The 12,556-nt window shown below is 74.2% G+C and carries 11 protein-coding genes; 9 read left to right on the forward strand and 2 right to left on the reverse strand.

Annotation, left to right across the window (positions count from 1 at the left end):
* Nucleotides 1-49: 49 nt before the first annotated feature.
* From FRAEUI1C_RS10060 to FRAEUI1C_RS10090, 7 genes are all read left to right on the forward strand, one after another.
* Complete coding sequence (locus tag FRAEUI1C_RS10060) at nt 50-1,042, forward strand: ABC transporter permease (protein ID WP_013423188.1); 993 nt, start codon at nt 50-52, stop codon at nt 1,040-1,042.
* Nucleotides 1,039-2,031 (forward strand): ABC transporter permease, encoded by a 993-nt coding sequence (locus FRAEUI1C_RS10065; protein ID WP_013423189.1) that lies wholly within the window; start codon nt 1,039-1,041, stop codon nt 2,029-2,031. Before FRAEUI1C_RS10060 ends, FRAEUI1C_RS10065 begins: the two co-directional genes overlap by 4 nt.
* A complete protein-coding gene (locus FRAEUI1C_RS10070) occupies nt 2,028-3,767 on the forward strand; it encodes a dipeptide ABC transporter ATP-binding protein (protein ID WP_013423190.1) in 1,740 nt (579 codons plus the stop codon). Before FRAEUI1C_RS10065 ends, FRAEUI1C_RS10070 begins: the two co-directional genes overlap by 4 nt.
* Nucleotides 3,757-5,613, forward strand: coding sequence for an ABC transporter ATP-binding protein (locus tag FRAEUI1C_RS10075; protein WP_013423191.1), 1,857 nt, complete (start codon nt 3,757-3,759; stop codon nt 5,611-5,613). Before FRAEUI1C_RS10070 ends, FRAEUI1C_RS10075 begins: the two co-directional genes overlap by 11 nt.
* On the forward strand, nt 5,591-7,477 hold the full coding sequence (locus FRAEUI1C_RS10080; protein WP_013423192.1) for an ABC transporter ATP-binding protein: 1,887 nt from the start codon (nt 5,591-5,593) through the stop codon (nt 7,475-7,477). Before FRAEUI1C_RS10075 ends, FRAEUI1C_RS10080 begins: the two co-directional genes overlap by 23 nt.
* Nucleotides 7,474-8,565 carry an LLM class flavin-dependent oxidoreductase gene (locus FRAEUI1C_RS10085; RefSeq protein ID WP_013423193.1) on the forward strand — a complete coding sequence of 364 codons (1,092 nt, stop codon included), beginning with the start codon at nt 7,474-7,476 and terminating at the stop codon, nt 8,563-8,565. Before FRAEUI1C_RS10080 ends, FRAEUI1C_RS10085 begins: the two co-directional genes overlap by 4 nt.
* A 70-nt stretch (nt 8,566-8,635) precedes the next feature.
* The gene (locus FRAEUI1C_RS10090; RefSeq protein WP_013423194.1) at nt 8,636-9,157 is read left to right on the forward strand and encodes a flavin reductase family protein; all 522 of its coding nucleotides are present in this window, start codon (nt 8,636-8,638) and stop codon (nt 9,155-9,157) included.
* Between the two features lie 51 nt (nt 9,158-9,208).
* Here FRAEUI1C_RS10090 and FRAEUI1C_RS10095 read toward each other — a convergent pair whose 3' ends face one another.
* A complete protein-coding gene (locus tag FRAEUI1C_RS10095) occupies nt 9,209-9,613 on the reverse strand; it encodes a ChaB family protein (protein ID WP_013423195.1) in 405 nt (134 codons plus the stop codon).
* 162 nt (nt 9,614-9,775) lie between these two features.
* Here FRAEUI1C_RS10095 and FRAEUI1C_RS10100 point away from each other — a divergent pair, with 162 nt between their 5' ends.
* Nucleotides 9,776-10,606: an aldo/keto reductase gene (locus FRAEUI1C_RS10100; RefSeq protein WP_013423196.1), complete on the forward strand. Its 831-nt coding sequence runs from the start codon at nt 9,776-9,778 to the stop codon at nt 10,604-10,606.
* Between the two features lie 213 nt (nt 10,607-10,819).
* The gene (locus FRAEUI1C_RS10105; RefSeq protein ID WP_198318735.1) at nt 10,820-11,620 is read left to right on the forward strand and encodes a GNAT family N-acetyltransferase; all 801 of its coding nucleotides are present in this window, start codon (nt 10,820-10,822) and stop codon (nt 11,618-11,620) included.
* 18 nt (nt 11,621-11,638) lie between these two features.
* On the opposite strand, the gene FRAEUI1C_RS10110 is transcribed toward FRAEUI1C_RS10105, so the two are convergent.
* Nucleotides 11,639-12,433, reverse strand: a complete 795-nt coding sequence (locus FRAEUI1C_RS10110) for an ArsR/SmtB family transcription factor (RefSeq protein ID WP_157734882.1) — start codon at nt 12,431-12,433, stop codon at nt 11,639-11,641.
* Between the last annotated feature and the right edge of the window lie 123 nt (nt 12,434-12,556).

Here is a 12,556-nt window from a genome sequence, read left to right on the forward strand (position 1 = left end):
GTGGCCCGGGCGGGCGGCGCCCCGCCACCTCCGTGAGAAAGCCAGGCCCATGACTCGATACATCGTGGGACGCGTGCTCCAGGCGATCGTCGTGCTCTGGGCCGCGTTCACGCTGACCTTCGCGATCCTCTATCTGCTGCCCAGCGACCCGATGCAGCTGCAGCTCGGCGCCGCCGGCATCGAGGAGGACAGCCTCACCCCGGCCCAGCTGGCCGCCGAGAAGCACAAGTTCGGCCTCGACCAGTCGATCTGGGCGCAGTACTGGCATCACCTGTCCGGCGCGGTCCACGGCGACTTCGGCCAGTCGATCGCCCAGGGCGTCCCGGTCACGCACATCCTCGGGCAGCGGATCGGCCAGACCCTGCTGCTGTCGGTGGCCGCCGCCGTCGTGTCGCTCGTCGTCGGGGCGGCCCTCGCCTATGTCGCGACGTTCGTGCGGTGGAACCCGTTGCGGGTGTTCCTCTCCCGCCTCCCCGCGCTCGGCGCGTCGTTCCCGCAGTTCTTCGTCGCGCTGCTGCTCATCGACTTCTTCTCGTTCCAGCTCGGCTGGTTCCCGGCCACCGGGACGCAGGGGGTCGGCTCCCTGGTGATGCCGGTCGTGACGATCTCGGTCCTCACGTCGTCGGTGCTCGCCCAGGTGCTGATCAAGAGCTTCGAGGAGACGCTGCGCCAGCCGTACATCGTCACCGCCCGCGCGAAGGGGCTGTCCCGCTCGGCCGTCCACCTCAAGCACGCGTTCCGCAACGCCGCGCTGCCGGCGGTCACCATCCTCGGCGTCCTCGTCGGCCTCACCGTGACCAGCTCGATCGTCGTCGAGTCGGTGTTCACCCGGGAGGGCGTCGGCCGGCTCGCCCAGGAGTCGGTGCTGTCGCAGGACGTGCCCGTCGTCCTGGCCGTGGTCACCGTCGCCGCGGCCATGTTCGTCTTCGTCAACCTCGTCGTCGACCTGCTCTACCCGCTGCTCGACCCGCGGATCGCGCGGTCGGGCGGCCGGAAGGTGACGGCGCCGAGCACACCCGTGGTGGAGGTCAGCGGACTATGACCGAGCATGTCCTACTGGCCCCCGGCCAGCCGGCCCCTAAGGCCCCGGCGGCACCGAGCGAGGCCCCCGCCACGACCACGGCTGAGCATGCTGCCGTGACCACGGCCGAGCACCGACCCGCGTCGCCGGCCGTGACGACCCGTTCCGACGAGCCGACCGGGCGCTGGGGCGCCGCGCGGGCCCGCCTCGCGCAGCTCGCCCGCAAGCCGGTGTTCCTGCTGGCCGTCCTCTACGTGCTGTTCGTGGTCGTGTCGGCGTTCGCGCCGGGCCTGTTCACCTCGTACGGGCCCTACGACACGCATCCCGAGGCGGTCGTGCAGGCGCCGAGCATCCACCATCTGTTCGGCACCGACACGTACGGCCGCGACCTGTTCAGCCGGGTGCTGCACGGCTCAGCGCTCACCATCAAGGCCACGCTGATCGCCCTGGGCATCGCCGTCGTCGCCGGCCTCGCGCTCGGCGTCGTCTCCGGTTTCGTCGGCGGCCTGGTCGACGCGGTCCTCATGCGGCTCGTCGACGTGCTGCTCGCGATCCCCAGCCTGCTGCTCGCGCTGTCGATCGTCACGGCGCTCGGCTACGGCACCGTGCCGGTCGCGATCGCGGTCGGCGTCAGCATCATCCCCGGCTTCGCCAGGACCACCCGGGCCGAGGTGCTGCGGGTCAAGACGCTGCCCTACGTGGAGGCGGCCCGCGCCGGCGGCGCCTCCTGGGGCCGGGTGCTGCTGCGGCACATCCTGCCGAACTCGTGGGGCCCGGTCGCCGTGCTCACCGTCCTCGACGGCGGCATCGCGATCATCGCGATCGCCTCGCTGAGCTTCCTCGGGTTCGGCGCCAAGCCGCCGGCCGCCGAGTGGGGAACCCTGATCGCGACCGGCCGCAACTACCTGCTGACCGCCTCGTGGATCAGCCTGCTGCCCGGCCTGTTCGTGGCGCTGCTGGTGCTGTCCCTCAACCACATCTCCAAGACCATGCAGGAGCTGGAACGGTGACGGCGATCCTTCCCGAGACCGGCCTTTCCAAGGCCGCCGTGCCGGCCGATCCGTCAGGCCGCCCGCTGGTCGAGATCCGCGGCCTCGACGTCGGCTACGTCCGCCACCGCGAGGTCCGCCCGGCCGTCGTGGGGCTGGACCTGACGGTCCGGTCCGGCGAGGTGGTCGCCGTCGTCGGCGAGTCCGGCTCGGGCAAGACCACCACCGCGAACGCCGTCATCGGCCTGCTGCCGGCCAACGGGCGGATCACCGCGGGCTCGGCTGTCATCGACGGCGTCGAGACCGCCGGAGCCTCCGAGGGCACCCTGCGGACGCTGCGGGGCTCCGTCGTCGGGCTCGTCCCGCAGGACCCGATGGTCGGCCTCAACCCGACCCGGCGGATCGGCGCGCAGATCGCCGAGGCGGTCCGGCTGCGCGGGGTCCGCGGCCCACAGGTGGACGCCGAGGTGCTGGAGTTCCTCGGCCAGGCGGGCGTCCCCGACCCCGCCGCGCGGGCCAGGCAGTACCCGCACGAGCTGTCCGGCGGCCTGCGCCAGCGGGTGCTGATCGCGATCGCGCTCGCCGGGCGGCCCAAGCTGATCATCGCGGACGAGCCGACCAGCGCCCTCGACGTCACCGTCGAGCGCAGGATCCTCGACCACCTGACCGGCCTCGTCCGGGAGCAGGGCATCGCGCTGCTGCTCATCACCCACGACCTGGCCGTCGCCGCGGACCGGGCCGATCGGGTGATCGTCATGCGGGATGGCCGGATCGTCGAGCAGGGCGAGCCGCGGACCATCCTCGTCACCCCGCGCGAGGCATACACCCGGGCGCTCATCGCCGCCGCGCCGGGGCTCGCGCACGGCGGGCGGGTCGTGCCGCGCTTCGACGTGCGCGGCCAGCCGGCACCGGAGCCGATCCTGGTCCTGACCGACGTCCGCAAGACGTTCCCGGCCCGGGAGACCCGCCGCGGCCAGCGTGGCTTCAACGCGCTGGACGGCGTGTCGATCCAGGTGCCGCGCGGGCGGACCCACGCGCTGGTCGGCGAGTCCGGCTGCGGGAAGACCACGACGCTGCGGATCGCGCTCGGCCTCGAGGCGCCGACCAGCGGCTCGATCGTGCTGGACGGCGCCGAGCTCGGCGGCCTGTCCTGGGGCAGGCAGCGGCCGCTGCGGCGCAAGGCCCAGCTCGTGCACCAGAACCCGTTCGCCGCGCTCGACCCGAAGTTCACGATCCGTCAGTCGATCACCGAGCCGCTGGTGGCGATGCGGATCGGCGACCGGCGCGGCAGGGACGCGCGGGCCAGGGAGCTGCTGGACCAGGTGGCGCTGCCGGCGGCGTACCTCGACCGGCTGCCCACCGAGCTGTCCGGCGGCCAGCGCCAGCGGGTCGCGATCGCCAGGGCGCTCGCGCCGAGCCCCGACCTGCTGATGCTCGACGAGCCGGTCAGCGCGCTCGACGTCTCCGTGCAGGGGCAGATCCTGCGGCTGCTCACCGAGCTGCAGGCCGAGCTCGGCCTGTCCTACCTGTTCGTCTCCCACGACCTGGCCGTCGTCGCGGAGATCTCCCACACGGTGTCGGTGATGAGCGGCGGGCGGGTCGTCGAGGAGGGCCCCGTCGCCGAGGTGTTCACCAACCCGCGCAGCCCGCACACCCGCGAGCTCATCGACGCCATCCCCGGCCAACGCACCGCGGCCCTGGCCCGGGACGCTCCGACGCCCGGCGCCGCATCAGTGCCGGCGACCGATGGCTCCTGACGGCCAGGCGCGGCCACCGGGGCCCGGCTCCGGCGGCCGTCGCCCGTCCGCGCTGGCGGCACAGCTCGCCGGCGCCCGGGCGAACCCGGGGCCGGCGTGGGTCGCGACCGTCAGCGGCCTGCTCAACGGGGCCACCATGGTCGTCGGCGCGAGCGCCGTCGGCTGGTCGACCGACCATCTCGTCGTCCCGGCGCTCACCGGCGGGCGGGTGCCGGCGAGCGCCTGGTGGGACAGCGCGCTGTTCATCGCCGGCGTCTCGGCCGTCCGGTGGAGCACGATCTTCGTGCGTGGCGTCGCGACCGGGCTGGTGCAGCACCGGGCGGCGGCCCACACCCGCCGCGCCGTGGTCCGGCGCTACCTGAAGCTGGACCTCGGCTGGCACCGGCGCCATCCGCCCGGCCAGCTGCTCGCGCACGCCGTCTCCGACGTCGACGCGCTCTGGTCGCCGATGCAGTTCGCGTACTTCGCGGTCGGCATGGTCTTCATGCTGCTGCTGGCGCTGGCCGAGCTGTTCTGGCGCGACCTCGCGCTCGGCCTCGTCGGGCTCGCGCTCGTCGCCGGGGTGCTCGGCCTCAACCTGCTCTACCAGCGGCTGCTCGCGCCGCGGGCCCGCGAGGCGCAGGCCGCCCGCGGCACGGTCGGCTCGGTGGCGCTGGAGTCCATCGAGGGCGGCCCGGTGGTCCGCAGCCTGGGCCTCGCCGGCATCGAGGACGACCGGTTCGCGCCCGGCGTCGAGGCGCTGCGCCTGGCCGACGCGCGGATGGCGAAGGTCGGCTCAGCGTTCGACCCGATGCTGGAGCTGCTGCCGAGCGTCGCGGTGCTGGCGGTGCTGGCCGTCGGCGCGCCCCGGGTGGCACGGGGCGATCTCACCGTCGGCGACCTCGTCGGCGTCGTGTACCTGCTGCTGACGATCGCGATCCCGCTCAACGTGATCAGCCGCTTCCTGTCGATGCTGCCGATGGCCAGCGCGGGCCGGGAGCGGGTCGACGGCGTGCTGGGCGACCCGGACGTCGCCCGGTTCGGCGAGCGACGGCTGAGCGGGCGGGGCGGGCTGCGGGTCGAGCTGCGCGGCGTCGGCGTCGTCCGCGACGGTCACCGGCTGCTGGACCGGGTCGACCTCACGCTGGAACCGGGCACCATCACCGCCGTCGTCGGGACGGTGGGCGCGGGCAAGACGACGCTGCTCGACGTGGCCGGCGGGCAGAGTCACCCGTCGGTGGGCGTGGCGCTCTTCGACGGCCTCGACGTCCGCGAGCTCGCCGAGGACGCGGTCCCGGCGAGCGTCGCCGTCGTGTCGCAGAGCCCGTTCCTGTTCGCCGAGTCGATCCGGGCGAACCTCGCGCTGTCCGGCCACCCGCGCGAGCACCGCGAGTACGACGAGGCCGAGCTGTGGCGCGCCCTGCGGGCCGCGGCGGCCGACGAGGTCATCCGCGGCCTGCCCGACGGGCTGGACACCGTGGTCGGTGAGCGCGGCGCGACGCTGTCGGGCGGCCAGCGCCAGCGGGTCTGCCTGGCCAGGGCGCTGGTCCGCCAGCCCAGGCTGCTGGTGCTCGACGACGCCACCTCGGCGCTGGATCCGCGGGTCGAGCGCCAGGTGCTCGCCGGCCTCGCCGAGCTGGTCGCGGCCGGCGGCCCGACCGTGCTGATCGTCGCCAACCGGCCCGCCACCGTGGCGCTCGCCGACCGGGTGGTCTTCCTGCGGGCCGGGCGGGTGGCGGCCACGGGCACGCATGAGCGGCTGCTGGCGATCGAGGAGTACCGCCGGATCGTGACCGCCTACGACCACGCCCCAGCCGTCGAGGACGCGGGGGAGGTGGCCGACGATGAGCTCTGGCGCGTCTCCTGAGCCGCCGCCTGCCTTGTCAGCGGAGTACGTCCCGGCGCTGGACCGGTACGGGCTCGCGGACCTGTCGGGTGTGGGGCCGGCGCGGCTCGTCGCCGTCGCGCTGGGCGCCTCGCCGCGACTGCGCGAGGGGCTGGCCCTCACCGGCCTGCTCGCGCTGCTCGCGGGCGCCGGCCGGATCGTCGCGCCCCTCACCGTGCAGCACGTGCTGGACGCGGGTCCGCGGCCGGGCTCGGTCACCCCGGCGGTCCTCGTCGGGTCGGGTGCGCTGCTCGTGGCCGGGGTGTCGTCCGTGCTGCTGAACCGGCGGCTGCAGTTCCAGGTCGAGCGGGCGCTCGCCGGGCTGCGCCGGGCCGGGCTGCGCCGCGTCCACGACATGGCCGCGACGACCGCAGACCGGGTGCCCAGCGCCGACCTGGTGACCCGGCTGACCAGCGACCTCGACCAGGTCACGACCTTCCTGCAGGGCGGCGGCATCCAGTTCGTCACCAACGCGGCCCAGCTGGTGATCGCCATGGTGATCATGCTGATCTACAGCTGGGTGCTGTCCCTGCCGGTGCTGCTGCTGGCCGTGGCGCTGGTCGTGACGATGGTGTCGGTGCAGCGGGTGATCGCCCGCCGGTTCGACCAGGCGCGTCGCGACCTGTCCCGGATGCAGAGCGCCGTCGCCGAGTCGGTGACCGGAGCGCCGGTGATCCGCTCGACCGGCACCGGGCGGCGGACCCGGGCCAAGCTGGACGAGGCCGTCGACCGGGCCCGGGACAGTTTGGTGCGTACCCTCTGGCCGCTGCACGGGAACACCGCGTTCGGGGAGCTCGCGATCTCCACGATGACCATCGCGGTCATCCTCGGCGGGGTCTGGTGGGCGCGGGTCGGCGGCCCGGCCCAGCCACGGCTGACGGCCGGCGACCTGGTCGCGATGGTGTTCCTGGTGACGTTCTTCGTCCGGCCGCTGCAGTTCCTCGTGCAGAGCCTAGGCGAGGCGCAGAACGCGCTCACCGGCTGGCGGCGCGCGCTGGAGCTGGTCACCACCCCCAGCGCAGAGGTGCGCCACGGCGCACCTCTGCCGGCCGGCCCGGTCGGCGTCGCGCTCGACCGGGTGTCGGCGCGGTACGGCGACGGGCCACTGGTGCTGCGCGAGCTGACCGTCCGGATCGCCCCCGGCGAGCATGTCGCCGTCGTCGGGCGCACCGGCTCGGGCAAGTCGACGTTCGCGAAGCTGCTCACCCGCCGGGTCGAGCCGGCGGCCGGGACGGTGGTCCTGTCCGGCGTCCCGCTGGGGCGGATCGACGACGGCGCGCTGCCCGGCCGGGTGGTCGTCGTCCCGCAGGACCCGTTCCTGTTCGACGGGACGCTCGGGGCGAACATCGCCCTCGGCTCGCCGGGGGCCGCGGACGCCACGTCGCTGGCGGCGCTCGCCGAGCTCGGGCTCACCGACTGGCTGGCGACGCTGCCCGACGGTCTCGCGACGCCGGTCGGGCCGCGGGGCGACCGGCTGTCCGTCGGCGAACGCCAGCTCGTGGCGCTGGCCAGGACCGCGCTCGCCGACCCCGACCTCGTCGTCCTGGACGAGGCGACCTCGGGCGTCGACCCGGCGACCGACGTCGCCGTGCAGGCCGCGCTCGCCGCGCTGACCCGCGGCCGTACCACCGTCTCGATCGCCCACCGCATGATCACCGCGGCGAGCGCCGACCGGGTGCTCGTCTTCGCCGACGGCCGGATCGTCCAGTCCGGCCCACACCGCGAGCTGCTCGCCCAGGAGGGCCCCTACCTGGGCCTCGTCGCCGCCTGGAACCGGCCAACGGCCGACGAGATCGCCCGGCCGGCGGCCGGCCCTGATGACCCCGACCGGAGGAACGTCCGATGACCACGCTCGCCAGCGTCGAGCCCAGCGAGGCCGCGGCCCCGCGACCGAAGAAGCGGCTCGGGTTCAACACCCGGGTCTCGTTCCCGACGGGCGAGGCTGCCCGCGGCCTGCGCGAGGGCATCGAGCTGTTCCAGGCCGCCGAGGCGCTCGGCTACCAGTCGGGCTGGGCCTACCAGCGGCACTTCGACAACTACCTGTCCTCGCCGCTGCCGTTCTTCGCCGCCGCCGGCCAGCACACCACCACCATCACCCTCGGCAGCGCCGTCATCCCGATGCGCTACCAGGACCCGATCCTGCTGGCCGAGGCGGCCGGCACCACCGACCTGCTGACCGGCGGCCGGCTGCAGCTGGCGTTCTCCAGCGGCACCGACCTCTGGGACGGCGTCTTCGGCGGTGTCGGCACGGACGCCCGCACCGAGGGCCAACGGCGCCTGGCCCGGTTCCTCGCCGGCGTCGGGGGCGAGACCATCCACACCGTCACCGAGCAGAAGGGCCCCGCCGGCCCGCCCGCCGGCACCAGGCTGACGGTGACCCCGCACAGCCCGGGCCTGCGCGGCCGGATCTGGTACGGCTCGGGCCACATCGCCTCCGCGGTCCAGGCCGCCCGCCAGGGGCTTCGCCTGATCACCGGCACGATCCTGCACGAGGTGACGCAGGAGTCGTTCCCCGAGTACCAGGCGCGGCTGATCGGCGAGTACCGCGCCGCGTGGACGGCCGCGCACGGCACGCCCCCGCCGCCGGTGGCGGTCGCCGCGTCGGTGCTGCCGGGCACGACGCCCGAGCTGCGCGCGACCTACGCGGCCTACGACCTGGAGCGGCGCACCCAGGGGCCGGCCGCGTCCCGGCCGAAGGGGGCCCTGCCGCCGACCTTCTCGGCCGACCTCCCCAAGGGCTTCCTGATGAGCCCCGTCTACCACGGTGACCCGGACTCGGTCGCCGCCGCGGTCCTGGCCGACCAGGGCCTCGCCGCGGCGGACGAGCTCGTCCTGTTCCTACCGCCGGCGTTCGGCCTGGCCGAGAACATCCGACTGCTGTCCGACCTGGCGCGGACCGTCGCCCCGGCGCTGGGTTGGACGCCCGCCGGCTGACGCCTGTGGCGCGGCTCGCCTGCCGCCCGCCCCTCGACTTCCCTGCGTGCCCACCCCGACAGGAGAGACCATGACCGTCAGCCAAGCGACCGGACCGATCACCGATGCCTCCCTGTTCACGGCCGTCCTGAGTCACTTCGCCTCAGGCATCACCGTCATCAGCTCGACGAGTGACGGGCGGCCGGTCGGGCTGACCTGCCAGTCCTTCTTCAGCCTGTCCCTCGACCCGCCGATGGTCGCGTTCTCGGTCGCCAGGACGTCGACGTCGTTCGCCGCGATCCGCCGCGCGGGGGACTTCGTCGTCAACGTGCTGTCCGCCGAGCAGCGCGACGTGAGCTCCGCGATGGCGCGCAGCGGGACCGACAAATGGGCCGACGTCCGCTGGGAGCGGGGGACCATCACGGGTCACCCGGTCATCGAGGAGACGCTCGCGTACCTGGAGTGCCGGATCGCGGCCGAGTACGACGGCGGCGACCACGTCATCGTCACCGCGCACGTGCTCGGCCTCGGCCACGCCACCCACGAGACCGCCCGGCCGCTGCTGTTCTACCGGTCGAGCTACCACGGCCTGGCCGACCACGCCCGCGCCTGACGGCTGCGCGGACTGACGGCCGTACGGACCGGCCGACCCCGTACGGGCCGGTCAGCCGCGGCGAGCCTTGGCCGTGGCGGCCGTGTTGGCCTTCTCGATCGCGGCGACGAGCTGCTGCCTGGTCATCGACGACCGGCCCTTGATCTCGAGGCGCCGGGCGATCTGGAGCAGGTGCTCCTTGGTCGCGTTGGCGTCGACACCGCCGTGGCTGGCGCGCCTCACCGTGCGCGGCGTGGCCGCCTGGGCGTCGGACGGGCCCTTCGCGCCGCCGGCCTTGACCTCCCAGTGGTCGCCGACCTTCTCGAACGAGTGCTTGAGCGCGGCGTACGCGGTCTGGCTGGCCCGTCGCCCCGCGCCGTACTGCTTGATGGCCGAGTCGTGGGTCTTCACCCAGGTGTCCTGGGCCTTGCGCGACGACCGCGCGACGGTCGATGGCATGTCCTGCCTGCCGGGCATGTCCGCGAGCACCTCCCGTGTCTCGGCTCCCTGGGGTCCGGGACGCCGTCGGCGGCGGTACCTACCCCGGCGCCGCCCGCTCAACCGACAGCCGCCCGCCCAACCGGCGCAGGCCCTCAACCGGCAACGGCCCGGCGCGCGGCCTGTGGGAGGGTCGCAGGCATGGTGAGGGTGCCCACCCGGACGATGAACGACGGTCGCGCGCTGCCCGTGCTCGGGCTCGGGACCTACCGGACCGACGACGCGGCGGCGGCCGACGCCGTGCGGGCCGGGCTCGCGGCCGGCTACCGGCTGATCGACACCGCAGCGTCGTACTACAACGAGGCGGGTGTCGGGCAGGGCATCGTCACCAGCGACGTGCCCCGCGACGAGATTCTGGTGACCACGAAGCTGATGGGCGTCGACCATGGCTACGAGCCGGCGCTGCGCGCGTTCGACGAGTCCCGCAAGCGGCTCGGCCTGGAGTACGTCGACCTCTACCTGATCCACTGGCCGCTGCCGCGTCTCGACCGGTACGTCGAGTCCTGGCGGGCGCTGCTGCGGCTGCGGGACGACGGGCTGGTCCGGTCGGTAGGCGTCTCGAACTTCAACCCGGCCCACGTCGAGCGCCTCCTCGCGGAGACCGGCGTCGCCCCGGCGGTCAACCAGGTCGAGATGCACCCGTACTTCGCCCAGGAGCCGGTGCGGGCCTACAACGCGGCGCACGGCATCGTCACCCAGGCCTGGCAGCCGCTGGCCCGCAAGACGGCCCTGCTGGCCGAGCCGGCGCTCGCCGAGATCGCCACCAGCCACGGCGTGAGCCCCGCGCAGGTCGTGCTGCGCTGGCACCTGCAGCGCGACGTCGTCCCGATCCCGAAGTCCGCGACGCCCAGCCGCCAGCGGGAGAACCTGGACGTCTTCGGCTTCACCCTCACCGACGCCGAGCTGGCCGCCCTCGTCGACCGCCCACAGGCCAGGTCCGGCGCCGACCCCGACGACCCGGCCCTCACCTGACCCGGCCCGCCGACGGCCGGTCCCCTCGACAGTGATGACCGCCGTTTCGGCCCTCGGGTGGTTGTCTCCGAGCCGGTGGGACAGCCACGGGAGGGCGGAACGCCGATCATGGCCATGGCGGCGACGCCATCGGCCCCGGCCAGGGCATAGTCGTTTCCCTCCGAGGTGCGTATGTGGTCAGATCGGGCAATGGGTGCGGCGACCGTCCGAGATGTGGCGCCGGACGACTGGGGCGACGTTCGGGCCATCGCGGATGAGCACGAGATCCGGGTGGGCTGGCCGGCCGGTGAACCCGACTTCCTCGATCTGGAGCGCGCCGCCGGGCGGCTGATGGTCGCCGTGGCGGGCGACGGTGTCGTCGAGGGCTTCGCCGGCACGCTGACCCGTGGCACGCTCACCCACCTCGGCGATCTGTTCATCGCGGCGCGGGCGCAGTCCGGCGGCCACGGCCGGCGGCTGCTCGACGCGATCCTGCCGCCGGCCGGGGCGGACGTCGTCACCTTCGCGTCCTCGGACCGGCGCGCACAGGCGCTGTACCTGCGGTACGGCCTGGTACCCGGGCAGCCGCTCTGGTACCTGCGCGGTGGCCCGGCGGCCCGGCTCGGCGTCGGCGGCGAGCTGAGGGCCGCGTCGGTCGAGGAGATCGCCGGGCTGGACGCGGCCGCGAGCGGGGGCGAACGAGCCCGGCACCTGGCCTGGTACGCGGGCCTGCCTGGCGTCGCGGTCTGGGCCGGCCCGGGTGGCTACGTGTTCACCCGCGTCGAGGGCGTCATCTGCCATGTCGGGCCGGCCGGCGGGGAGGACGCCGCCGCGTGCACCCAGGTGGTGCTGGCCGCGGCCCGCCTGGCCGCCGCGGACCGGCTCACCGTGAGCGTGGCCGCGTTCGGCGCGCACCCGGTCACGCGCGCCCTGGTCGAGGCCGGCTACCGGATCGAGGACCAGGACACCCTGATGGCCAGCCGGCCCGGCCTGTTCGACGCGCGGCGCTACGTCCCGAACACCGACCTCGGCTGACGCCCGGCCCGCGGGCCCTTAGCCGGCGGGCACGCCGGCCGGCGTCTCCCAGGGGGCGTGGGGGAGCACGTCGCCGGTCTCCAGCAGCGTCTTGAGATTGGCGAAGACCGCCGGCCAGCCGTGCGCGATCGCGGCCCGGGCCGTGGCGTCGGGCAGGTTGGTGTGGGTGACGGTCAGCCGGACGATGTCGCCGAACGGCTCGATCGTGAACGTCACGACGCTGGGCTCGAAGGCCGGGTCGGCGTCCTGCTCGGGCGTGTCGAAGCCGAACGACAGCCGGGCCGGCGGCTCGACGACCAGCACGGTGCCGACGGCGTCGACCACGCCGGAGCCGTCGGTCCTGGTGTGCTCGACGCGGCTGCCGACGGTCCAGTCCGAGACCTGGGCGTGGCCCCAGAACCGGCCGGTGAGCTCGGGGTCGACGAGGGCGCGCCAGACGTCGGCCGCGGTGGCGCGGAGGTAGGTCGTGTAGACGTACGCGGGAACCGGGTCTGCCATCGGGCGCTCCTCAGCACGGTGGCGGATCTGGTCGAGCAGGCCGAGGTTCGGCTCCTCGAACTTCCAGATCCAGCGGGTCTGGATGTCGTGGATCGGCACCGGGTTCAGGTAGTGCAGCTTGCGCCGCCCGCTGCGCACGGCCGTCACCAGGCCGGCGGCCTCCAGCAGGGCGAGGTGCTCGCTGACCGACTGGCGGCGCATCGCCAGCCCGTCGCACAGCTCGCCGAGCGTGAGCCCCGCCTGGGCGTGCAGGGCGTCGAGCAGCCGGCGCCTGGTCGGGTCGGCCAGCGCCCGGAACACCGTGTCCGCGTCCACGGCTCCATTATGCAGGCCTCAGCCTGCATGTGTAACTGCGCAGGCCTCAGCCTGCATGTGTAACTGCGCAGGCTTCAGCCTGCATGTCGTGCCGACCCTGGGCGCCACGCGGTTTGGCAAGAG

Origin of the sequence: Pseudofrankia inefficax, from assembly GCF_000166135.1 — a bacterium.
In the GTDB taxonomy this organism is placed as follows: domain Bacteria; phylum Actinomycetota; class Actinomycetes; order Frankiales; family Frankiaceae; genus Pseudofrankia; species Pseudofrankia inefficax.

What these genes read in the sequence shown, in the direction of transcription:
- FRAEUI1C_RS10060 (WP_013423188.1), top strand. Translation starts at nt 50, where the DNA reads ATGACTCGATACATCGTGGGACGCGTGCTCCAGGCGATCGTCGTGCTC.
- FRAEUI1C_RS10065 (WP_013423189.1), top strand. Translation starts at nt 1,039, where the DNA reads ATGACCGAGCATGTCCTACTGGCCCCCGGCCAGCCGGCCCCTAAGGCC.
- FRAEUI1C_RS10075 (WP_013423191.1), top strand. Translation starts at nt 3,757, where the DNA reads ATGGCTCCTGACGGCCAGGCGCGGCCACCGGGGCCCGGCTCCGGCGGC.
- FRAEUI1C_RS10080 (WP_013423192.1), top strand. Translation starts at nt 5,591, where the DNA reads ATGAGCTCTGGCGCGTCTCCTGAGCCGCCGCCTGCCTTGTCAGCGGAG.
- FRAEUI1C_RS10085 (WP_013423193.1), top strand. Translation starts at nt 7,474, where the DNA reads ATGACCACGCTCGCCAGCGTCGAGCCCAGCGAGGCCGCGGCCCCGCGA.
- FRAEUI1C_RS10090 (WP_013423194.1), top strand. Translation starts at nt 8,636, where the DNA reads ATGACCGTCAGCCAAGCGACCGGACCGATCACCGATGCCTCCCTGTTC.
- FRAEUI1C_RS10095 (WP_013423195.1), bottom strand. Translation starts at nt 9,613, where the DNA reads ATGCCCGGCAGGCAGGACATGCCATCGACCGTCGCGCGGTCGTCGCGC.
- FRAEUI1C_RS10100 (WP_013423196.1), top strand. Translation starts at nt 9,776, where the DNA reads ATGGTGAGGGTGCCCACCCGGACGATGAACGACGGTCGCGCGCTGCCC.